Raw genomic sequence first — 21,051 nt, forward strand, 5'->3', positions numbered from 1 at the left:
ACCTCGACAGGAGTTCCCCCGTGTTGTCCATCGCCGCAAGCGAGCTGATCCAGATCTTCCGCAACCGGCTGGTACTGATCACCAGCCTCATCGTCCCGGTGGTCGTCAGCGCGTTCTTCGTCCGCCAGCACGAGACCTACGCCGCCCTCGGCAGCCTCGGCTACATCGCCGCGATCGTGATGTTCACGATCACCGCGTTCGGGCTCTACGCCACCGCGGTCACCACGCTGGCCTCCCGGCGGCAGAACCTCTTCCTCAAGAGACTGCGCTCCACCGCCGAGGGGGACGCCGGCATCCTCGCCGGCCTGCTGCTGCCCGTCCTCGTCCTCGCCGTGGTGCAGGCGACCGCCATCCTGACCGTCCTGGCCGTGGTCGCCGGCGGACCGGCCGACGTCGCTCTGCTGGTCGTGGCGTTCCTCGCGACCCTGGCCATGATGGTCGGCCTGGCCCTGGCCACGGCTGGGCTGACGAACTCCCCGGAACACGCTCAGGTCACCACCCTGCCCGTCACCCTCGGTGTGATCGCCATGGCCACCTGGGTCGGCATCTCCGGCACGGAGAACCTCGCCTGGCTCAAGCGGCTGCTGCCCGGCGGCGCGGCCACCGAACTGACCATGAACGCCTGGAACGGCGGGGTCGCGGTGACCGACTCCCTGGTCCTGCTCGCGCCCACGCTCGGCTGGGTCGTCATCTCCGTCGCCCTCGCCGCGCGCCTCTTCCGCTGGGAGCCCCGCCGATGACCACCCCACCCCGGTCGGACGCCCCGACCCTCGTCGAAGACCTCCTCCTGCTCCTGTTCCAGCCCGCATCCGGGACCATCGCGGGTGAGAACACCCTCTTCTACGTCCTCGGTGGCGCGGTCCTGGCGGACCTGGCGCTCGGCGACCACCTGACCACGGCGGACCGTGGGCGGGTCAGCGGCGTGGCGGGTCACCCACCGTCGGACGACCTCCTCCGCCCGGCGTGGACCTACCTCGCCGAGAAACCGAGGGGAGTGCAGACCGCACTCGCGGCCATCGGTCCCGCCCTGCGCAAGCCGGTGTTGGAGCGGCTCGTCGCCCGTGGCGACATCGACGAGGTGCCGCGCAAGGTGCTCGGCCTGTTCCGGACGACGGCCCTGCGCGACGGCAGGACCGAACGACGGGCCCGCCTGATCGCCGACGTTCGGCAGGTTCTCGTGGAGGGTGCGAAGCCCCGAGCCCGTGTCGCCGCGCTCGCGGCGCTGCTCTCGGCCAGCGGAACACTGCCGCAGTTCCACCGCGAGATCCCGTGGACGTCAGAAGTGATCACGCGGGCCAAGGCGCTCGAGCGCGGTGACTGGGGTGCCGACGCCGCGGCCGAGGCGGTGACCCGTACCGTCACGGCCACGGTCGTCAACAGCACCATCGTGGCCGTCACCGTGCTGCCTCGGAGCTAGGTGCGGAACGCGGTGGTCCCACCGCGCCTACCGGGTTCGGTCGACTCCTGGCCCCGGCCGTGGCCGCCCCCTGAGCTTGGTGGCGATGCGCCTCAGTGCGCCGGCCACGGCCGGGGCCACCCCACTGGCGCGACGCCGTGTCGGTGGACTCCTTCCACGTCCCGGACGCCCCCGACCAGGTCGGGGCTCATGGAGAGCTGATGGTGGAGCAGTTCCGCACGCGGACGGGTGACCGGTCGCCCATCTGGACCATGACGGGCGTCGCGGCTCTCGCCGCGCCGAAGATGCGCGTCGAGATCCGGGTGACCGCCGTCGCCGGTCGCGACTGGCGGGCCGGCACTGCGGTCCGGGGGCCGCCGCGGCTGACGGTGACGTCGCGCGGACCGGTCACCAGGCGCAGGGCGCGTAGTCCTTCAGGAAGCAGCCGTACAGGTCTTCGCCCTGTTCGCCGCGGACGATCGGGTCGTAGACCCGGGCCGCGCCGTCGACCAGGTCCAGCGGGGCGTGGAAGCCGGCGTCCGCCAGCCGCATCTTCGTCGGGTGGGGCCGCTCATCGGTGATCCAGCCGGTGTCGACGCTGGTCATGAGGATGCCGTCGGCCAGCATCTCCTGGGCGCTGGTTCGGGTGAGCATGTTCAGCGCGGCCTTGGCCATGTTGGTGTGCGGGTGCCCCGGCCCTTTGTAGCCGCGGGCGAACTGGCCCTCCATCGCCGACACGTTCACCACGTACTTGCGGCGGGCGGTCGCTGCGGCCATCGCCGGTCGCAGTCGGCTGACCAGCACGAACGGCGCGGTCACGTTGCACAGCTGCACTTCGAGCAGCTCGACCGGGTCCACCTCGTGCACCCGCTGCACCCAGCTGTTGACCGGATCGAGGTCCGGCACCAGACCGCCGGCGTCGATGGCGGTCGCCGCCGCGATCCGCTCCGGTGAGGCGGAGCCGCCGGTCAGCGCCAGCGCGGTGAGCGCGTGCGGGGTGAGCGCCGGGCGCGGCCCGGCGGTCAGGCTGCCCGCCGGGTCGCTCCGGCCGGTCGACGAGGCGAACGTGACGATCTCCGGCAGCGGACCGTCCGGCAGCGCCGCCGCCTCCGCGGCCAGGAGCGGCGCGTACGCCCCGGGCGTGCGGCGGACGGTCTGCGCGGCGTTGTTGATCAGGATGTCGAGTGGTCCCTGGGCGCTGACCGAATCCGCGAGGGCGATCACCTGGGCGGGGTCGCGCAGGTCGATCCCGACGACCCGCAGGCGGTGCAGCCAGTCCGCGCTGTCGGGCATCGCGGCGAATCGGCGGACCGCGTCGTGCGGGAACCGCGTGGTCACCGTGGTGTGCGCGCCGTCGCGCAGCAGCCGCAGCGCGATGTACATGCCGATCTTGGCTCGGCCGCCGGTGAGCAGCGCGCGCCGGCCGGTCAGGTCGGTGCGGGCGTCCCGGCGCTCCCGGTTGAGCGCGGCGCAGGGCGGGCAGAGCTGGTGGTAGAAGGCGTCCACCTCGCGGTAACGCTGCTTGCAGACGTAGCAGCCGCGCGGATTGTGCAGGAAGCCGGCCGTGGCACCGACGGTAGGGGAGGCCAGCGGGATGCCCTGGGTCTCGTCGTCGATCCGGCCCGGGGCGCCGGTGGCGGTGGCCGCCGTCACCGCACGGTCGGCCGCCACGACGGCGTTCCGGCGTTCCTCGCGTCGCCGCTGCTTGATCACCTTGTAGAGCCTCGCGGTGGCCCGTTGCACCCGCACCACGTCGGGGTGGTCGGGAGGCAGATCCTCCAACGCCTCGAAGACGCTGAGGCAGGTCTCCAGCCGATCGCGGTCAATGCCGTTCTGGCCGTTCTCGGTGCTCTTGTCCGCCGTCATGCCGCCGCTGTCTCATTCCGTTCCCGCACCGGATCCACCCGGCCCGCCCCACGTCCGACCCGGAACTGTACGCACCGCAGGGCCGCCGACGCATCCCGCGTCGGCCCGCCGGCCCGGGAGGTCGGGGCGAACATCGCCCGGAGGGACGAACGGTGCATCTCACTCCCGGACGGGCGGGGCGGAAGCGGCCACGTCGAGGTGTGCGGGCCGGTGACCGGGTTGGTTGTCATCCCCTTCTGCATCGTTGTAAATTGGCGTGCGTCCATGTTCGACGAAGGAGGTAGTTCTGGACTGCGCACTGGCCTTCGATGCCACCTACGCCCCCCACGCCGCCGTCGTTGTGTCCACTGTGGTCGCCCACATGCCGGCCGAACCGTTGCGGTTCTGGTTCGCCGCGGGCGACGACGTCACCGAGCGGAGCCGGGCCGCCCTGACCCGGGCGGCCGGGCACGCCACCGTCTCCTTCCTGACGGTGGACCCACCCCCGATCCGCCTGCCCGGCTCCCGCGAACCCCACCTGAGCTACCTGTCGGCCGCCATGTACCTGCGGCTGCTGATCCCGCACGCCCTGCCGCCGGACGTCCACCGCCTGGTCTATCTCGACTCGGACGTGCTCTGCACCGGCTCGCTCGCGGAACTGCGTGATCTCGACCTGGCCGGCGCGCCACTGGGCGCGGTCCGGGACGCGTTCACCCGCCGGCTCATCGACACCGGCGGCCTGCCGGGCATCTACGGCCGGTACCACGACCTCGACGCCCAGGCCCCGTACCTGAACTCCGGAGTGCTGCTCATCGACGTGCCGCGGTGGAAGGCGCTCGATGTCACCGCCAAGGCGCTCGACTACGTCGCCCGCCACGCGGACGAGTCGCGCTTCCCGGACCAGGACGCCCTCAACCACGCCGTCTACGGGCGGTGGACACGGATGCCCAAGCGCTGGAACCACATGATGGCGTGGCGACTCGATCCGCGCGTCGGCGGGAACGTCACCGACGCGTCCGTCATCCACTTCGCCGGCCCGGTGAAGCTGTGGCAGCCGGAGTTCCCCGACGGCGTGTACCGGCAGATGTACTGGCGACACCGCCGCCGTACCGAGTTGGTCACCGCCCGGAACAGGTGACCCGGAGCGCCCCGCGTCGGCCGGGTCACCTGTCACCGCGGGTCCCGCCCGGGCGGGACCCGCGGCAGAACCGGGGGCCCCGGTACTGGCGCGACGGTCGCGCCGTTGCGCCAGGAGTGCCGGCGCGGCGCGGCGATGGGCTTGCGGGGTGGAGTCCGGCACGCCTGGGTCGTGCACTTCGCGCTGATCCGGATGGAGAACTACGACACGGCCCGGGCCGGGCGGCTGCTCGCCCCGTTCATCCCGTTTCTCACCGAGGAGGTGTGGCAGCAGGTCGTCCGCCCCGGGGGACGGGTCGGCCGCGGAGTCGGTGCACCTGGCGACCTGGCCGCGCCCGGACACCGATCTGATCAGCCCCGAGCTGTCGTCCCAGGTGGCCACCGCGCCGCCCGCACGGCGGTCAGGGGCGGGGGAAGATCGGCACCGGCTGGTCCTCCGGGTCGAGGTCGAGCCCCGCGGGCCCGATGATCCGCGGATCGGGTACGCCGACGACCGAGGCGTCCTTGCCGGTGTAGTCGAAGCGGTGCAGCACGTGGCGCATCGCCTCCAGCCGGGCCCGCTTCTTGTCGTTGCTCTTCACCACGGTCCACGGGGCGTCGGCGGTGTCGGTCCAGAAGAACATCGCCTCCTTGGCCTCGGTGTAGTCGTCCCAGCGGTCCAGCGAGGCGAGGTCCATCGGGGAGAGCTTCCACTGGCGTACCGGGTCGACCTTGCGGATGACGAAGCGGGTGCGTTGCTCGTTGCGGGAGACCGAGAACCAGAACTTGACCAGCCGGATGCCGGAGCGGACCAGCATCCGCTCCAGGTCCGGGGCCTGCCGCAGGAACTCCAGATACTCCTTGCGGGAGCAGAAGCCCATCACCCGCTCCACGCCGGCCCGGTTGTACCAGGACCGGTCGAACAGCACGATCTCCCCGGCCGCCGGCAGGTGCGCCAGCCAACGCTGGAAGTACCACTGGCCGGCCTCCCGCTCGTCCGGCTTCTCCAGGGCGACGACACCGGCGCCCCGCGGGTTGAGGTGCTCCATGAAGCGTTTGATCGTGCCGCCCTTGCCGGCGGCGTCGCGGCCCTCGAAGAGGATCACCATCCGCTCGCCGGTGTCCTTCACCCAGTCCTGGAGCTTGAGCAGCTCGATCTGCAGCAGGCGCTTCTCCCGGTCGTACGCCTCCCGGTCGAGACGCTCGTCGTAGGGGTAGCCGTCGCGCCAGGTCTCCACCGGGCGGCCGTCGGGCAGCAGCAGCACCGGATCGTCGTCGTATCCGTCACGTACCTGGTAGTCGGCGTCGAGGTCCAGCAGCGCAGCGTCGGCCATACCGACCGTACCTACCCCGCCACACCTGCTCCGACGCCTCCGGACAGGGGGAATGCCTGGTCGATTGTGCGGTCGATAGGGGTCCTCCGGCGTCGGGACACCCGGCATCATCGGCCTGCGACGACCGCCCGGTGGCGGCTGCCGGATCTCTCACACTCACCGTCGGTGGAAGGAACTGCCGTGTCGACTCGTCGTCAACTGCTGCGCCTCGGCGCGGCGTCGGGCATCGTCGGGGCGACCGGCGGCCTGGCCGGCCTCGCCGGACAGCTGGCCGCGACCCCCGCCACGGCGGAGGTCGCCGCGCCGACCGCCACGCCCGTCACGCCGTTCACCGTCCCGCTGACCGTGCCGCAGACGCTGCGTCCCGTGCTGCGGACCGCCACCACGGACTACTACTCGGTCACCATGCACCGGAGGCGACTGGAGATCGTGCCGGGCACCCGCACCGAGGTCCTCACCTACAACGGCGACCTGCCCGGCCCGACCATCCGCGCCCGGTCCGGCCGCCGGGTGGTGGTACGCCAGCGCAACCGGCTCGCCATGCCCACGGCGGTGCACCTGCACGGCGGCGCCACCGCCCCCGGCGACGACGGCTCGGGCGACGCCACGATCCCGCCCGGCGGCGAGCGCGTCTACACCTATCCGAACCGGCAGCCGCACGCCACGCTCTGGATGCACGACCACACCCACCACATGGAGGCCGAGCACCTCTACCGGGGCCTGTCCAGCCTCTACCTGCTCACCGACCGCACCGAGGCGGCGCTTCCGCTGCCCGCCGGCCAGTTCGACGTGCCGCTGGTGCTGCGCGACGCCCATCTGGACGCGAACGCCCAGCTGGTCTGGACCATGGACGACGCCGACAACCGGACCACCCTGTTGGTCAACGGGCGACCGTGGCCGCGCTTCGAGGTGCAGGCCCGGCGATACCGCTTCCGCCTGGTCAACGCCAGCAACCTGCGGTTCTTCCTGCTCCGCCTGGCCGACGGCGGGGACATCACCGTGATCGGCTCCGACGGCGGGCTGCTGGAGGCGCCGGTGACCATGCCGTACCTGCTGTTCTCGCCCGGCGAGCGGCTCGACGTGGTGGTCGACTTCGCCCGCTACCAGCCGGGCACCTCGGTGGTGCTGCAGAACATGCTGGGGCCGGGCCCGGCCGAGCAGGTGGGCCAGGTGATGCGCTTCGACGTCGTACCGGCGCGGGGACGGGACCGCACCTCGGTGCCGCAGCGGCTGCGTACCCTGCCGGCGCCGCCGACGCCGACCGTGCGCCGCAGCATCGAGCTGCGGATGGACGAGGCGGGGTCCGGCGGGCACCGGGCGTACATCGACGGGAAGGTCTTCGACCCGGCCCGGATCGACACGACCGTGGCCTGGGGCAGCACCGAGGAGTGGACGGTGACGAACGCCAACACCCTCATGCCGCACAACTTCCACCTGCACCTGGTGCAGTTCCGGGTGCTCGACCGCAACGGCGCGCCGGCCGACCCCACCGAGTCCGGCCTGAAGGACACCGTGATCGTCTGGCCCGGGCAGAGCGTCCGGCTCCAGGCCACCTTCGACACCTGGCGCGGCGTCTACCCGTACCACTGCCACATGGTCGACCACAGCGCGATGGGCATGATGGCCAACCTCCGGATCGTCTGAGCCGACCGGCGGGGACGGGACGATCACCGACCTCCTGGAGGGCGCCGGAAGCGGACCGTCGCGTGCGGACCGCTCCCGGCGTCACTGTCACCGGTTGCCGTTGACGACCGGCGGCACCAGACCGACGTACGTCAGGGCGGCCCGGCCGCCGACCACCGCGACGTCCAGGGTGCAGGCGTCGAGCCACTCCTGCCGCACCTTGTACTGGAGGCAGGTGGCCTCGGCCCGCTTGCGGAGCTCCTCGTCGAGGTCCCGGGCGAAGAACGGTGCGGACGGATTGCCGGAGGCGACCGCGCCGCAGGGCGCCAGCAGGGTCCGGATCGGGGCGACCCGCCAACTCGCGCCGAAGCGCTGGTAGAGGTCCTCGAAGGAGAGCGGGACGGCGAACTGGGTGCCGTCCTTGGCGGCGAGGCGCTTCGGATCGCCGTCGGGGTTGCCCAGCAGGCCGACCACCGGGGTCGGGTACGTGCCGAGGCCGACCGCCACGTCGATGTAGCCGCTGTTGACCGTCACCCGGATGCTGTTGCCGCTGGAGTCGGTCACCACGTACACGTTGCCGATCCGGTGGATGTCCACGCCCGAGGGCAGATGCAGCGCGCCGTCGGACGGGAGGTCCCTGGTCCGGCCGTCCACGACGAGGCTCTTGCCGTCGCAGAGCGCCACCTTGGTGCTGCCCATCCGCGTGGCGACCGAGCGGTCGACCGAGGCGTTCGGCCAGGTGGGCGCGCCGGACGCCTTGCGGGTCTGCACCTCGAAGCCGCTGCCGGCCTGCGCCTCGACGAAGTCGCCGGAGGCCTGGAAGTCGTACAGCAGGCCGGCGAACGTGTGCTGGTGGGTGTCGCCGATGACGGAGGCCGCCGCGCAGTTGGTCGCCGCGCCGCCGGCGGTGTTCTCCACGAAGACCACGGCCGGGCCGGGCGCGGTGGCGGCCGGCGCGGGCGAGCCGAAGTTCAGGTTGTTGGTCTCGCCGGTGAAGCCCTGGGCCACGCAGATCGGGGCGGCGGTGCCCCCGTAGGTGATCCTCGTCCGGACGTTCAGCGACGCGCCGGCGTTGAAGGTTGCCGCGCCTCCGCCGTCGCTGTTGCCGCCGTAGCCGAACACGTTGAACTCGGACGTGGTCCAGCCGGCCGCCGCGTTGACGGAGTTGGAACCCGCCGCGGTGTAGGCGGTGGCGCCCACGAACAGGGTGGCGCTGTCACTGGTCGCGTTCACCGTGCCGGTCAACCGCAGCGACCCGAGGTTGGTGATCGGCTGGTTGGGCACGGCGGCCGCGCCCGGGCTGTTGCGGTAGCAGTAGATGTCGGGGTCGCCGGTGAACGAGAACTGGGTCCAGCCGCCGGCCGGGCAGGCCGCGTTGTACTGGAGGAGCCAGTACTGGATGAACACCTGGCCGCTGGAGCCGTTGTTGGCGTAGACGAACTGCTGCCAGCCCCGGCACCCGGCGTTGGGCGAGCCGGCGCAGGCCGTGCTGGCGAAGAAGTCGGTGTTGATCTGGAGGGTGTAGGCGTTCGCGACGGGCGGCCCGGCGTTGGCGATGGGCGAACTCTCGCTCGTCACGTTGACGATGTTCTCGAACGTGCCGGACGACTCGGAGATGAACCCGCTCGGCGCCTGGGCGGAGATGTCGTTGCCGTTGCCCACCACCAGTGGGCGGATGCTGCGCTTGGGCGTCATCGGGATCGCCGGCGCGGAAACACAGGTGGCCCGCTGCCACGCCAGTCGGGGATAGTCGGCGGTGAAGCATCCCTTCGCCGACGGGTGCGGGACGGCGGTGATCTCCGTCTGCCATGCCTTCAGGCTCGTGGCCGAGGGTGCCGCGTTCGCCGTCGCGGCGGATCCGCCCACCGCGATCAGCACCGCCAGCGCCGTGACGCCGGTCAGTCTGCGGGTCACCCCGCGTGTTCGAGCAAAGAGCCCCATCGCCGCTCCGTTCACTAGCCGGCAGCCATGTCGCCGGACAGGAAAAGGCAACCATCGATACGGGGGACGATCACCCGTTGTGACGGCGTTGTGACACGTCGGAGATGCGCGTTCTCGGAAACCGCGCCGGCGCTGTCAGCTCCACCGGGTGTGACGCCCGTTACCTCTGGGCGGAGGGGGAATCAGCCCGGGTGACGAGGATTTGAACCCAGGTGTGACTGTCGCACCGTCCTCCGCCTCGTCGTGTCCTGACCGGGTGGAGGTCCTCCGATGACCGATGTCCTCCCCGCCGGGACGACTCCCGCCTCCACGCCCGGTGACCTGATGAGCCGGGGGCAGCGGCTGCGGCTCGTGCTGGTCCTCGGCTCGCTGATCGCGATCGGTCCGCTGACGATCGACATGTACCTGCCCGCGCTGCCCGCGATCGTCGCCGACTTCGCGACCTCCTCGGCGGCGGTCCAGCTGACGCTCACCGGCACGCTCGCCGGCCTCGCCCTCGGCCAGCTCCTGATCGGGCCGCTCTCGGACGCCGTCGGCCGGCGGGGTCCGCTGGTCGCCGGCCTGGCGCTGCACGTCGTGGCGTCGGCGCTCTGCGTCGTGGCGCCCGACATCGTCGTCCTCGGCGTCCTGCGGGTGGTGCAGGGCCTCGGCGTCGCCGCCACCACGGTGGTGGCGATGGCGGTGGTCCGGGACCTGTTCAGCGGCCGGGCCTTCGCCACCCTGCTCTCCCGGCTGCTGCTGGTGATGGGGGCGGCGCCGGTTCTCGCCCCGACCCTCGGCGGTGGCGTGCTGCGGTGGACGGACTGGCGCGGCGTCTTCGTGACCCTGGCCGTCTTCGGCGTGCTGCTCGTCGCGGTGGCCGCGCTCGGCCTGCCGGAGACGCTGCCACCCGCGCGCCGTCGTCGCGGCGGCGTCGTCGCCACCGTGGGCCTGTACGGCTCGTTGCTGCGCGACCGTGTCTTCGTGGGCCTGGTCCTGGTCGCCGGCCTGGCCATGGCGGCGCTGTTCGCCTACGTGGCCGGCTCGTCGTTCGTCCTGCAACAGGGGTACGGGCTCGACGAGCAGCAGTTCGGGCTGGCATTCGGGGCGGGCGCGGTGGGCCTGATCGGCGCGACCCAGTACAACGTTCGGCTGCTGCGCCGCTACCCACCGCAGCGGATCCTCGTCGCCTCGCTGGGCGTGGGGACCCTGGCAGGGCTGGCCCTGGTGGCCTTCGCGGCGACCGGCCTCGGTGGGCTGCCCGCCCTGCTGGTGTCGTTGTGGGTGGTGCTGGCGGCGGCGGGTCTGGCGATGCCGAACGCCCCGGCGTTGGCGCTGTCCCGGCACGGCGAGGCGGCCGGCACCGCCTCCGCCCTGCTCGGCGCCGTGCAGTTCGGCGTGGGTGCGGTGGCCGCGCCGCTGGTGGGCGTGCTGGGCACCGGCGCGGTGGCGATGGCCCTGGTGGTGGCCGGTGGCATGGTGGCGGCGCTGGCGGTGCTGCTGCTGGTCGTCCGACCGGCCCGGCTGGCCGACCTGGAGCCGGCGCCGGCGGTCGTGGTCGTGCACTGACGGAGCGTCCGGCGGTTCCGTCGTTCCCGTCCCGGGCCGCCCCGGGCCGCCTATCGTTCGACCAGGACGACGGTCGGCGCGGCGGGGCACGGTCGGGAGGGCACGATGGGTGGGACGGTTCGACCGGACGGCATCAGTCCGGCCGCGGTCGAGGCGGCGCCGGGACTGTGGCGCGTCGACCTGCAACGCCACGACCTGAGCGTGCCGGGGCGTGAGGTCGTGCAGACCCGGGTGGAGTTCACGCCGGACTCGCCGCCGTTCACGCACTTCCACCCCGGTGAAGAGATCATCTACGTGCTCCAGGGGTCGCTGGAGTATCGGCTCGACGGCCGGCCACCGGTGGTGTGCCACGCGGGTGACGCCCTCACCGTCGGGTACGGCGTGCACCACCAGGCCCGCAACGTCGGGCGCGGCATCGCGGTCGAGCTGGCCACCTACGTGGTGGAGAAGGGCAAGCCGCTGCTCACCAGGGTGGACTGAACCGCCGGCGGCCGCCGCGGGACGACGCCTGCCGTCGGGCGAGCATCTCGGCCGCGGCGCGCAGCTTGGCTGCCGGTTGCTCACCCGCCGGCCCGAGCACCGCCGCGAACCGGTTGCCCAGATCGAGCACCATCCGGGCGCGGTCGACGTCACCGATGGCGACCAGGCACTGGGCGTAGATGCCGTAGGTGTTGGCCATCTCCCACAGGCTGAGCGGGCGGCTCGGGTCGAGCAGGCGCTGCCGCAGCTCGCAGGCCCGCGACGCGGCGAGCGCCGCCGCCCGGGCGTCGGCCTCGGACGACCGGCCGGTCCGGGCCCGCTCCAGCAACGCGGTCGCCTGGTTGTGGTACGCCGTCCCCATCGCCTCGCGCGTGCGGGGTCCGGCGTTCGGGGGCGGGCCGGCGGTGTGCAACCCCACCTGCACCGCCCGGTCGAGCAGCTCCATCCGCAGGGTGGGCTGACCGGCGGCGTAGGCGGTCTCGGCGAGGTCCAGCACCGCCGTGATCAGCTCGGCCAGCGCCTCGTCCCGCTGCGGGCCGGTCGCGGCGCGGGCGGCGTCGTTCAGCTCCTCGAAGAGGGCGACCGCCTCGCGGCCCGGCGTCAGCCCCTCGGCCGCTCGGCCGCGCGCGGCCAGGAGCATGCCGTGTCGCCAGAGCGCCCGGGCCAGTTGCCGCCGGTCGTGCGGATCCACCCGACCGGGACCGCGTACCGCGTCCCGGTAGGCGGCGACGACGTCGGTCCACAACCGGTCCGCCTCCGGCCAGGACGCGGGCGTGGTCGAGCACTCGCGCGCCCGGTCGAAGAGTCGTTCCCGCTCGTCCGGCCCCATCCCGGAAACCGCCCTTCGCCGCCGCCGACACGTCGAACCTCATCGATCGTACGTCCCGGCGGCTCGGCGCGTCCGGCCCGAGGGGTCAGGTCCGGTAGTGCGGGCGGCCGGCGCTCACCCCCGGCGCCACTTCTGGTTGGGGGTGCCCGAGCAGTCCCACAGCTGCAGACGCGCGCCGTCGCCCGCGTTGCGGTCCTTGATGTCGACGCACTTGTTCGCCTGGGGGTTGACCAGGTCGCCGGCCGCGGTGAGGGTGAACTGCTGGGCGCCGGTGCCGTTGCAGGTGTAGAGCTGCACCGTGGCGCCGTTGGCGGTCGAGCCACCGTCGACGTCCATGCACTTGCCGTTCTGGCTGCGCAGGGCGGCGCCGCTGAACGTCCACCGCTGCGCGTTGGTGTTGTTGCAGGTCCACATCTGCAGCGGGGCGCGGTCGACGAAGTTCGAGCCGGGCACGTCGACGCACTTGTCGTTCAGGCTGCTGATGAGTGCGCTGGTCGGGGTGCCGGTCCCGCCCGCCCCGAACGGGCTGAGGATCAGTCCGGCGGAGCGGGGATCACCGTCGTGCACCAGCGACTCGAAGCCGCCGACGTCGTCGAAGGCGAACGCGTACGCCCTGCCGTCGGCCATGTTGGCGTGGATCAGGCGGGCGTACTGGTTGGTCGGGCTGGTGCGGTAGAAGGCGGCCGCGTCGGTGCTGGGCTGGGTGTCGACGGTGCCGAGGGTGCCGCGGTTGAGCGCGGCGCAGAGCGTCCGCGAGATCGGGCCGACGACCTGGTCGTTCGGCGCGGGCAGGTCGCCGTCGCAGCCCCAGACGCTGGCCGAGGAGGGCCGGCGGAACGAGGCGACCACCTGGCCGCCGCCGTTGGTGAAGGTCATGGTGGTGCCGGAGGTCCGGCCGTGGTAGCGGACGGACGGCTGGTCGGTGAAGGGCGCCACGGTCAGGGTCCTCGTGGTGTACGCGTTCCACGCGGCGGCGATGTACGAGTCGAGGTAGGTGGCGCTGAGCAGCCCGGCGCCGGCCGCCTTGCCCGGGGCCAGCACGCGCAGCACGGTGCCGTCCGAGCGGGTCTGGACGGTGTTGGCCCAGCCCGACTGCGCCCGGATCCCGTCGATGACCGCGTCGCGTCCGTTCGCCACCACGTCGCCGGTACGGCGGGTGACGCCGCCGGCGCCGGTCACGGTGACCGCGTGCGGCACGGCGAACATGTCGACCTGCGAGCTGTTCAGCCACAGGCCGGCGTCGTTGTAGGTGAACTCGCTCCAGTCGAAGAGGACGTCGCGGTTGGCGTCGCCGGCCGCCCAGGGGGCGGGTTGGACGAGCCCGTCGGGGGTGAGGAGGAACGTCAGCTTCTGCCCGAGGGCGAAGTAGACCCGACCGGAGAATCCGCGCGGGAACCGGATGGTGGTGCTGCCGCCGTTGGCGGGGCCGGGGATGGAGACGTCGGGCGCGGGCGCCGGCGGGATCTGGCCGCCGGTCCAGGGCACGAACGTGCCGGCCGAGGTGACGTACCCGAGCCGGCCGGTGGTCAGGTTGGTGCCGATGACGTAGAGGTGCACCGCGTCGGCGCGTCCGGTGGTGTTGGTGACCGTGACCGGTAGCAGGGACGGGCCGACCGCGTGCGCGGGCAGGGCGAGGGGCAGGCCACCGGCCACGCCGACGAGCAGGGCGGACGCGGCAGCGAGCAGTCTTCTTCGGAGACGCATAGGAACACCTCGGGTGGTGGCGGGGACGGGAGAGAGCGCTCTCTGAGCCTGAATTCGGAAACAACCTTTGTCAATAGGTGTGCCTCGATGTCTTGCGTTGCTCCGCCCTCAGCGGGCGGGGGTGGGGTGCTCCTCCGGGACGCGCACCGCCGCGCGCGCGTCGAGCACCGCCACGAGCAGCAGGACCAGGGCCGCGCCGATCGAGGCGGCCAGCAGGCCGGCCGCGTGACCCGGCACCGCCAGCAGGGCGAGGCAGGCCACGCCGAGGAGCCGGCGCGGGGACACGCGGTCGAACACGAGGCGTTCCAGGCGGGCCCGGCCCAGCAGGTAGATCATCGGTCCGCCGAGCACCACCGCCAGCCAGACCGGATAGGGCCGCGCGAACGGGTGGTCCAGCACCAGCCCGTAGCCGACCGCGACCACCACGATGCCGAAGATCATGACGGTGTGGGCGAAGGCCACCGAGCGGCCGAACGCGGCGCGGTCGTCGGCCGCGTCCACCGCCTCGCCGAGCAGCTCGCCGGAGCGGAAGAAGTAGATCCGCCACAGCAGCACCGTGGTCACGAACGACACGACCACCCCGCACGTGTGCGCCGCCTCCGGCGTCCCCTCGTTCGTGTAGGCGATGCCGACGGAGATCACACCCTCCCCGAGCGCGATCATCAGGAACTGCCGGTACCGGTCGCTCAGATGCGCGCCCCCGGTCTCCCAGGCCGCCGCCCGCCCGCGGCCGAGTCGGGGAAGCGGCCAACCGAGCCGGGCCGCGCCGAGGTCGATGGCGATGGCGACGGTCCAGAGCACGGTGCGAGCGGTCTCCGACACCGTGGCGCCCCACAACCAGGGGATCGCGCTCAGGCAGTACCAGGCGCCGGACCGGAAGTAGAGGCGTTGCAGCGGAAGGCCGCTCAGCAGGAGGCCGAAGCCCACGGTGCGGCCGACCTGGAGCAGGACGTACGACAGGGCGAAGGTCATGCCACGGGCGTCGAACGCGGCGGGGACGGCCGAGGCCATCATGAACAGCCCGAACGCGCTGACCACGACCGCGAGGCGGACCCCGACGAGGCGGGGTTCGAACCGGGCCGTCACGTACGACGTGATGGTCCACGCCCAGGTCAGGGGCAGGAACAACAGCAGCGTCCGAGCCGCCGCCATCCACCGGTCCGCGGGCGCCGGCGCCGACAGCCCGGGGACCGCCTGTGCCGCGAGCCGGGTCAGCGCGAACACCACGACCAGGTCGAAGAACAGTTCGGCGAACGTCGCGTGCGGGCCGCTGCCCGGGCCCCGCAACATCCCGACCCCGACCCCGGGGCGGCGTGCACCCATCACCCGATCCAACCCGACCGCCCGATCGGGTCGAGGTCGAACGCGCTATTCGGCAGCTTTTTCGCGACCCACGGTTTCCGGGGCGACACGGTGGAAAGGTGACAGGAGGACGCCCGCGAACCCACCGATCCTCCAGGAGTACGCCATGAAGGCTCTCGTGTACCGGGGCCCGCACGAGGTCGCCGTCGAGGACCGGCCCGACCCCACGGTCCAGGCCCCGACCGACGCGGTCATCCGCATCACCACCACCAACATCTGCGGCTCCGACCTGCACATGTACGAGGGACGCACCTCGGTCGAGGAGGGCAAGATCCTCGGCCACGAGAACATGGGCGTCGTCGAGGCCGTCGGCGACGCCGTCACCCGGATCCGGGTCGGCGACCGCGTCTCGGTGCCGTTCAACATCGCCTGCGGCACCTGCCGCAACTGCGTGCGCGGCTGGACCAGCTTCTGCCTGCGCACCAACCCGACCGAGGGAATGGACGGCGCCGCCTACGGCTACGCCAACATGGGCCCGTACGACGGCGGCCAGGCCGAGTACCTGCGGGTGCCGTACGCCGACGTCAACCTGCTGCACCTGCCGCCCGGCACGGAGCACGAGAACGACTTCACCATGCTGTCGGACATCTTCCCGACCGGCTGGCACGGCACCGAACTCGCCGGGCAGGCCCCCGGCGACACGGTCGCGGTCTTCGGCGCCGGCCCGGTCGGCCTGATGGCCGCGCACAGCGCGCTGATCAAGGGCGCCGACCGCGTCTTCGTGGTGGACAAGGAGCCCGACCGCCTCGCCATGGCCGAGAAGATCGGCGGCATCCCGGTCAACTTCGCCGACGGCGACCCGGTGCAGCAGATCATGGACGCCACCGACGGCGTCGGCGCCGACTGCGGCGTGGAGGCCGTCGGCTTCCAGGCCCACGACCCCTCCGGCGACGAGCACCCCGAACTGGTGCTGGACAACCTCGTCGACGTGGTCCGCTCCACCGGCGGGATCGGCGTGGTCGGCGTCTACGTCCCGCAGGACCCCGGCGCGCCCGACAAGAAGGCGCAGCAGGGGCGCATCGGCTGGCAGTACGGCACCTTCTTCAGCAAGGGCCAGCGGATGGGCACCGGGCAGTGCCCGGTGATGCGCTACAACCGGCAACTGCGCGACCTCATCATCGCCGGCCGGGCGCGACCATCGTTCCTGGTCTCCCGCGAACTGCCGCTGGCCCAGGCGCCCGAGGCGTACGGGCACTTCGACCGGCGCGACCAGGGCTGGACCAAGGTGCTGCTGCACCCCGGCGGCTGACCGCGGTCCGGGGCGCGGCGGCGACGACGCGCCCCGGACCGGCGGTAGGATCACGGCTCACCCCGCCCGAGTCCGCCACCCCCGGAGTTCCGCGTTTCCGAGCCGTCACCCACCCGCGTCACCCGGCGGGCCCGCCGGGTGCTCGCCGTCGTGGGCCTGCTCGTGGTGGCCGCCCTGCCCGCCGGCTCGTCGACGGCCGGGGCGACCGGTCCGACGACGCTGCGGATGCTCCAGATGAACCTGTGCAACAGCGGACGCGCCGGCTGCTACACCGGCCGAGCCGTGCCCGAGGCCGTCGAGGTGATCGCCGCCGAGACGCCGGACGTGGTCACCGTCAACGAGATCTGCCGGGACGACCTGCCCGTGCTGGAGCGCGCGCTCGCCGCCGTCCATCCCCGTGGGACGGTCCGGTCGGCGTTCCAGGCCGCCGGGGACCGGCCCAGCCGCTCCGTCACCCGCTGCCGCAACGGGCAGCCGTTCGGCATCGGGCTGGTCGCCCGGCTCGACACCCGCGACGCCCGCCCCGACGTCCGCGGTGGGATCCACCCGACGCAGGATCTCGCCGATCCCGAGGAGCGGGCCTGGCTCTGCCTGCGGGTCGGGGACGCGTTGCACGCCTGCACGACCCACCTGGCGAACACCAGCGGCGCGGTCGCGCTGGCCCAGTGCGCCCACCTGCTCGACTCGGTGCTGCCGGAGATCCGCCGGGGCGCCGGGTACGCGTCGGCCGTGCTCGGCGGCGACCTCAACCTGAGCCGGGGCGGCGCCCCGGACGTGCGGTCGTGCGTGCCGCCGGACCACGTGCGCGTCGACGACGGCGCCCGGCAGCAGATCGTGACCACCCGTGGCGTCACGATCTGCTGCCACCGGGCGGTGGGCATGCGGGGGACCACCGACCATCCGGCGCTGCTCGCGGTGCTGACGGTCGGTGGCACGGCGGTCGACGGGCCGGTCGCGCCCTAACGGTGGCGCTCGACCACGTAGTCCGTCAGGTCGAGCAGGAAGCGGCCGTCCTCGGTGTCGGCCGCCGCTCCCAACGCCCGCTGCCCCTCGCGCCGGGCGGCCTCCGCGAGGTCCCGGGCGCTGCGCCGCGCCGACTCCACGCAGTCGTACGCGAGCAGCCGCCCGTGCAGCCAGCGCACCTCGGACGCGGTGCGCTGCCCGCGCCGCCGGCTCAGGAAGTCGAGCGTCCGCACGCGTTCGTCGGCGGTGCACCGTCGCATGAAGTCGATGAGGATGAGCGTCCGCTTGCCCTCCCAGAGGTCGCCGGCGATCTCCTTGCCGTAGCGGGCGTAGTCGCCGACGAGGTTGAGCGCGTCGTCCTGGATCTGGAACGCCGCGCCCAGGTACCACCCGTAGCGGTCCAGCACGTCGACCGCGTTCTGCCGGCCGGTGGCGACGAGGATCCCGGCCCGGCACGGGTAGATGCACGTGTACCAGGAGGTCTTCTTCAGGCACATCCGGTAGTAGTCGTCCGCGTCCAGGTCGGACACGTTGTCGCGGATCCAGCCGATCTCGATCGCCTGCCCCTCCAGGGAGTGGCGCAGCATGAGCTCGGTCTCCTCGAACAGCCGCCAGGCGATCCCGGAACCGAGCGCCGCCCGGTTCGCGGCGAGCCGCTGCAACGCCAGCAGGTTGGTCATGTTGCCCACGTTCAGGGCCACGCCGACGCCGTACTCGGCGTGCAGGGTCGCCGCCCCGCGCCGCTGCTCGCTCTCGTCCTGGATGTCGTCGTGAATGAGGAAGGCGTTGTGGAACAGCTCCACGGTGACGGCGGCGTTGAGCCCCACCGCCTCCGCGCCGCCGAACGCCCGGCACGTGGCGAGGCAGAGCGCGGCCCGCAGCCCCTTGCCCCACCGGCGCGGATACTCCGCGACCAGGTCGTAGAGGTATCGCGGACCGCCCGACGGCAGGTCGTCGAGCAGCGCGCCGAGGGCGAGCCCGCGATAGCGCTCCAGCACCCGTTCCACGTGCCCGCCGGCCACCCCGGTGGTCGGCGCCATCGCCCGGCTACTTCTCCGACCGCGGCCGGCTGCGCGGGGCCGGCGTCGCCAGCCGGTCCGCGAGCCCGTTGGCCACGTCCGGGGCCAGCCGCGCGAGATTGAGGACGGTGTCCAGCGCGTCGTGCGCGTCCGAGGTGTAGCGGCGGACGACCTCGCCGCGCTGGTCGTCGGACATCTTCAGTTGCGCGACCACGGTGTCGATGAGTGCGTGCCCGTCGGTGCGGACCCGCGCGACGAGTTCGTCGAACGCCTCCGGGTCCACCCTGCGGTCCGCGCTCAGCTTCTCCTCGAGCCGCCGGGCGCCGGCCAGCCCCGCCGCGAGTTCCTCCTCCAGCACCGAGGCCGCGTGGGTGACGGTCTCGGAGGTCTCGCCGGCCACCTTCTCGAAACGTTCGTTGGTGCGCTCACGCTCGCCGTTGTCCATGGGCGCAGTGTTCACCCGGGTGCCGACGGCGGGCCAGAGGTGTGTCGCGATGGTGACTCAGCGTATCGACGCAGGTCAGGGTTGATCGAGCCGGGCCCGCAGGGCGGGCGGCGCCACCGACAGGTAGCCGTCCCGGACGATCTCGGCCAGCTCGGCCTCGCCGATGCCGGTGTCGAGGCGTACGCCGATCCAGCCGCGGTGCCCGACGTAGGGCGGACGGAAGAACGTGCGCGGGTCGACCGCGACCAGCTCGACGGCCGCCCCGGCCGGCGCGGCGCACCACAGGTGCGGGAACTCGTCCCGGTGGTGGCCGTCGGGCCAGACCGTGGCGAACGACGTCCGGCCGCGGACGAACCAGCTGGGGGTGCCGTGACTGAGCCGCTCCGTCACCTCGGGCAGAGCCAGGCAGGTCCGCCGGATGGTCGCCACGATGTCCGTCATCGATCCACGGTACGACGGCGCCGGGCGGCCGGGGCGCCCGCGCGCCCCGGCCGACCGTGTCGTCACCGCGCCGGCCGCTCGCGGTCGAGCGCGGTGACCTCCCGTACGGCCGCGGCGATGGCCGGCGCATCCTTGCGGAGCAACGCGCCGTGGTTGCTGGCGACCTTCGCGGCGATCCGGATCCGCGGGTTGCGCGCGGTCACCGCGTCGAGTGCGGTGCGGATGCGTTCCTGCTCGTCGCCCCGACTGCCGAGGGACGTGCCGGAGGCGACCACGTACCGGGTCGGCACGGTGACGGAGTCCAGCACCGGGCCCAGCTCGCGTTCCCGGGAGAGTCGGCCGAGTTCGATGTTGCTCTCCGCCTGTTGTGCCGCGCTCATCCGCGGGGTGAGTCCGGTCGGGCGCAGCAGCGGCGTGAACCAGCTCATCCGCTTGAACAGCGTGCGGATCCGCTGCTCCATCGCGTCGTCGAGCCAGTCGTACGGGAACGCCCCGTCGACCATCACGGCGCCGATGGCGCGGTCCGGGTTCCGGCTGACCCAGTGTGCCGCGACGACCGCGCCGTAGGACCAGCCCACCACCACCGCCCGCTTCACGCCCCGGTGCGCGAGCACGGCGTCGACGTCCCGGACGGCGGCTGCGAACGAGTAGTCAGCCGACCGTTTCGACCTGCCGCGCGCTCTCTCGTCGTAGGTGATGTGCCGCCACCCGGGCCCGAGGTCGGCCACGACGCGCCGCCAGTAGCCCTGGGTGGCGAACTGCCCGTTGAGGTAGACCACCGGGACGCCGGACCCGCCGGTGTCGGTGGCGGCCAGGGCGGTGTCGTCAACCGCCACCGTGCCGGTCCAGCGGGGAAGGGAAGGGGTGCGGGGTGCCGTCATGGTCGTCTCCTCGTCGGTTCGTTCGTCGGGCGGTCAGTTGCTGCGGGCGTTGATGTCGCCCCGGCCGGTGGTGGCGCGGATGTCGAGTTCGGTGCGACCGTCGTTGCGCAGGGCGTTGCCGATCCGGCCGTGTCCGGTGTCGGCGTCCAGGGCGGCGGAGACGCCGTCGGCGGCGCCCACGGTGATGTCGCCCGACCCGGTACGCAGCACGAGCGTGCCGCGCCGTGCCTCGGCGACGCGGATGTCGCCCCGGCCGGTGCTGACCTCGCCGGGGCCGTCCAGCCGGCCGATCTCGACGTCGCCGTCGAGTGCGTCGAGCCGCAGGCCGGCCGCCTCGTCGATCTTGATCTGCCGGTATGCGCCGGTCACGGCGATGTCGCCGAGGCGGCCGACGCCGCGGAACTCGGCGCCCGAGCAGGTGGCGTCGACCCGCGACCCGGCGGGCAGTTGGACGGTGACCTCCACGGCGCCGGTGGGGCCCAGGAGCCGGTTCGCCACCGACGAGCTGTCGATCCGCAGGATCCCGTTCGCGTAGTCGGCGGTGGTCCGTTCGGCGGCTCGCACGTCGCGGTCGTTGGCCGGGTCGGCGGCACGGATGTCGACGGTGGTGTCGGGCCGGTCGGCGGCGACGAGTTGGACCCGACCGGCGGGGACGGTCAGGACGGCGGTGATCGGGGTGGGGGTGTCGAAGGTGCGCATCGCGTTCTCCCGGTGTCACAGGTGTTTTCCGATATGAGAAACGCTACGTTGCCTTCAGTATCCGGGCAACGACTGTGTTGCGTTGAGTGTCAATACATGCAGCTCAGAGCCGATTAATCGTTGCAATAGGCTCAAACGCAATGCAACGCTCGGGCCATCAGATCGTTGCAATGGGC

At 72.6% G+C, this 21,051-nt stretch carries 19 protein-coding genes; 8 read left to right on the forward strand and 11 right to left on the reverse strand.

All coding sequences use genetic code 11. The features are described 5' to 3' along the window. Positions 1-20 precede the first annotated feature (20 nt). The gene (locus CO540_RS00480; protein ID WP_099160342.1) at positions 21-740 is read left to right on the forward strand and encodes an ABC transporter permease; all 720 of its coding nucleotides are present in this window, start codon (positions 21-23) and stop codon (positions 738-740) included. Next, the gene (locus CO540_RS00485) at positions 737-1,417 is read left to right on the forward strand and encodes a GPP34 family phosphoprotein (RefSeq protein WP_099160344.1); all 681 of its coding nucleotides are present in this window, start codon (positions 737-739) and stop codon (positions 1,415-1,417) included. The genes CO540_RS00480 and CO540_RS00485 overlap by 4 nt, the downstream gene beginning before the upstream one ends. Before the next feature lie 387 nt (positions 1,418-1,804). Here the strand turns inward: CO540_RS00485 and CO540_RS00490 are convergent, their stop codons facing one another. Beyond that, positions 1,805-3,262: an SDR family oxidoreductase gene (locus CO540_RS00490; RefSeq protein WP_099160346.1), complete on the reverse strand. Its 1,458-nt coding sequence runs from the start codon at positions 3,260-3,262 to the stop codon at positions 1,805-1,807. Positions 3,263-3,518: 256 nt separating this feature from the next. Between CO540_RS00490 and CO540_RS00495 the strand changes: the two genes are divergently transcribed. Further along, entirely contained in the window at positions 3,519-4,379 is an 861-nt protein-coding gene (locus tag CO540_RS00495; RefSeq protein ID WP_157779031.1) for a glycosyltransferase family 8 protein, read from the forward strand. Positions 4,380-4,779: 400 nt separating this feature from the next. Here CO540_RS00495 and ppk2 read toward each other — a convergent pair whose 3' ends face one another. Then, complete coding sequence (gene ppk2 / locus CO540_RS00500) at positions 4,780-5,691, reverse strand: polyphosphate kinase 2 (protein WP_099160350.1); 912 nt, start codon at positions 5,689-5,691, stop codon at positions 4,780-4,782. A 180-nt stretch (positions 5,692-5,871) separates the two neighbouring features. On the opposite strand from ppk2, the gene CO540_RS00505 reads away from it, so the two are divergent. After that, the gene (locus CO540_RS00505; protein ID WP_099160352.1) at positions 5,872-7,335 is read left to right on the forward strand and encodes a multicopper oxidase family protein; all 1,464 of its coding nucleotides are present in this window, start codon (positions 5,872-5,874) and stop codon (positions 7,333-7,335) included. A gap of 87 nt (positions 7,336-7,422) precedes the next feature. Here CO540_RS00505 and CO540_RS00510 read toward each other — a convergent pair whose 3' ends face one another. Further along, positions 7,423-9,228: a VWD domain-containing protein gene (locus CO540_RS00510; RefSeq protein ID WP_157779032.1), complete on the reverse strand. Its 1,806-nt coding sequence runs from the start codon at positions 9,226-9,228 to the stop codon at positions 7,423-7,425. A 351-nt stretch (positions 9,229-9,579) separates the two neighbouring features. Here CO540_RS00510 and CO540_RS00515 point away from each other — a divergent pair, with 351 nt between their 5' ends. Together CO540_RS00515 and CO540_RS00520 are read left to right on the forward strand one after the other, a co-directional pair. Next, entirely contained in the window at positions 9,580-10,803 is a 1,224-nt protein-coding gene (locus tag CO540_RS00515; protein ID WP_099160356.1) for a multidrug effflux MFS transporter, read from the forward strand. 105 nt (positions 10,804-10,908) lie between these two features. Then, positions 10,909-11,283 carry a cupin domain-containing protein gene (locus CO540_RS00520; protein WP_099160358.1) on the forward strand — a complete coding sequence of 125 codons (375 nt, stop codon included), beginning with the start codon at positions 10,909-10,911 and terminating at the stop codon, positions 11,281-11,283. On the opposite strand, the gene CO540_RS00525 is transcribed toward CO540_RS00520, so the two are convergent. The 3 genes from CO540_RS00525 to CO540_RS00535 form a co-directional block, all read right to left on the reverse strand. Further along, positions 11,267-12,112, reverse strand: a complete 846-nt coding sequence (locus CO540_RS00525) for a hypothetical protein (protein ID WP_099160360.1) — start codon at positions 12,110-12,112, stop codon at positions 11,267-11,269. The genes CO540_RS00520 and CO540_RS00525 overlap by 17 nt on opposite strands. 114 nt (positions 12,113-12,226) lie before the next feature. After that, the gene (locus CO540_RS00530) at positions 12,227-13,816 is read right to left on the reverse strand and encodes a beta-1,3-glucanase family protein (protein WP_099160362.1); all 1,590 of its coding nucleotides are present in this window, start codon (positions 13,814-13,816) and stop codon (positions 12,227-12,229) included. A 108-nt stretch (positions 13,817-13,924) separates the two neighbouring features. Further along, positions 13,925-15,139 carry a low temperature requirement protein A gene (locus CO540_RS00535; RefSeq protein WP_099160364.1) on the reverse strand — a complete coding sequence of 405 codons (1,215 nt, stop codon included), beginning with the start codon at positions 15,137-15,139 and terminating at the stop codon, positions 13,925-13,927. Positions 15,140-15,284: 145 nt separating this feature from the next. On the opposite strand from CO540_RS00535, the gene CO540_RS00540 reads away from it, so the two are divergent. Continuing rightward, positions 15,285-16,427: a glutathione-independent formaldehyde dehydrogenase gene (locus tag CO540_RS00540; protein ID WP_099160366.1), complete on the forward strand. Its 1,143-nt coding sequence runs from the start codon at positions 15,285-15,287 to the stop codon at positions 16,425-16,427. Between the two features lie 138 nt (positions 16,428-16,565). Further along, positions 16,566-17,390: a hypothetical protein gene (locus CO540_RS00545; RefSeq protein ID WP_099160368.1), complete on the forward strand. Its 825-nt coding sequence runs from the start codon at positions 16,566-16,568 to the stop codon at positions 17,388-17,390. On the opposite strand, the gene CO540_RS00550 is transcribed toward CO540_RS00545, so the two are convergent. From CO540_RS00550 to CO540_RS00570, 5 genes are all read right to left on the reverse strand, one after another. Further along, positions 17,387-18,430, reverse strand: a complete 1,044-nt coding sequence (locus CO540_RS00550; protein WP_099160370.1) for a polyprenyl synthetase family protein — start codon at positions 18,428-18,430, stop codon at positions 17,387-17,389. The two genes, CO540_RS00545 and CO540_RS00550, sit on opposite strands and share 4 nt — an antisense overlap. 7 nt (positions 18,431-18,437) lie before the next feature. After that, complete coding sequence (locus CO540_RS00555) at positions 18,438-18,854, reverse strand: hypothetical protein (protein WP_099160372.1); 417 nt, start codon at positions 18,852-18,854, stop codon at positions 18,438-18,440. A 75-nt stretch (positions 18,855-18,929) separates the two neighbouring features. Beyond that, the gene (locus tag CO540_RS00560) at positions 18,930-19,295 is read right to left on the reverse strand and encodes an MmcQ/YjbR family DNA-binding protein (protein ID WP_099160374.1); all 366 of its coding nucleotides are present in this window, start codon (positions 19,293-19,295) and stop codon (positions 18,930-18,932) included. A gap of 62 nt (positions 19,296-19,357) precedes the next feature. Continuing rightward, positions 19,358-20,176, reverse strand: coding sequence for an alpha/beta fold hydrolase (locus CO540_RS00565; RefSeq protein WP_099160376.1), 819 nt, complete (start codon positions 20,174-20,176; stop codon positions 19,358-19,360). Between the two features lie 33 nt (positions 20,177-20,209). Next, positions 20,210-20,875 carry a DUF4097 family beta strand repeat-containing protein gene (locus CO540_RS00570; protein WP_099160378.1) on the reverse strand — a complete coding sequence of 222 codons (666 nt, stop codon included), beginning with the start codon at positions 20,873-20,875 and terminating at the stop codon, positions 20,210-20,212. Positions 20,876-21,051: the final 176 nt, after the last annotated feature.

Source organism: Micromonospora sp. WMMA2032, assembly GCF_002688545.1.
GTDB classification, from domain to species: Bacteria; Actinomycetota; Actinomycetes; order Mycobacteriales; family Micromonosporaceae; genus Micromonospora; species Micromonospora sediminicola.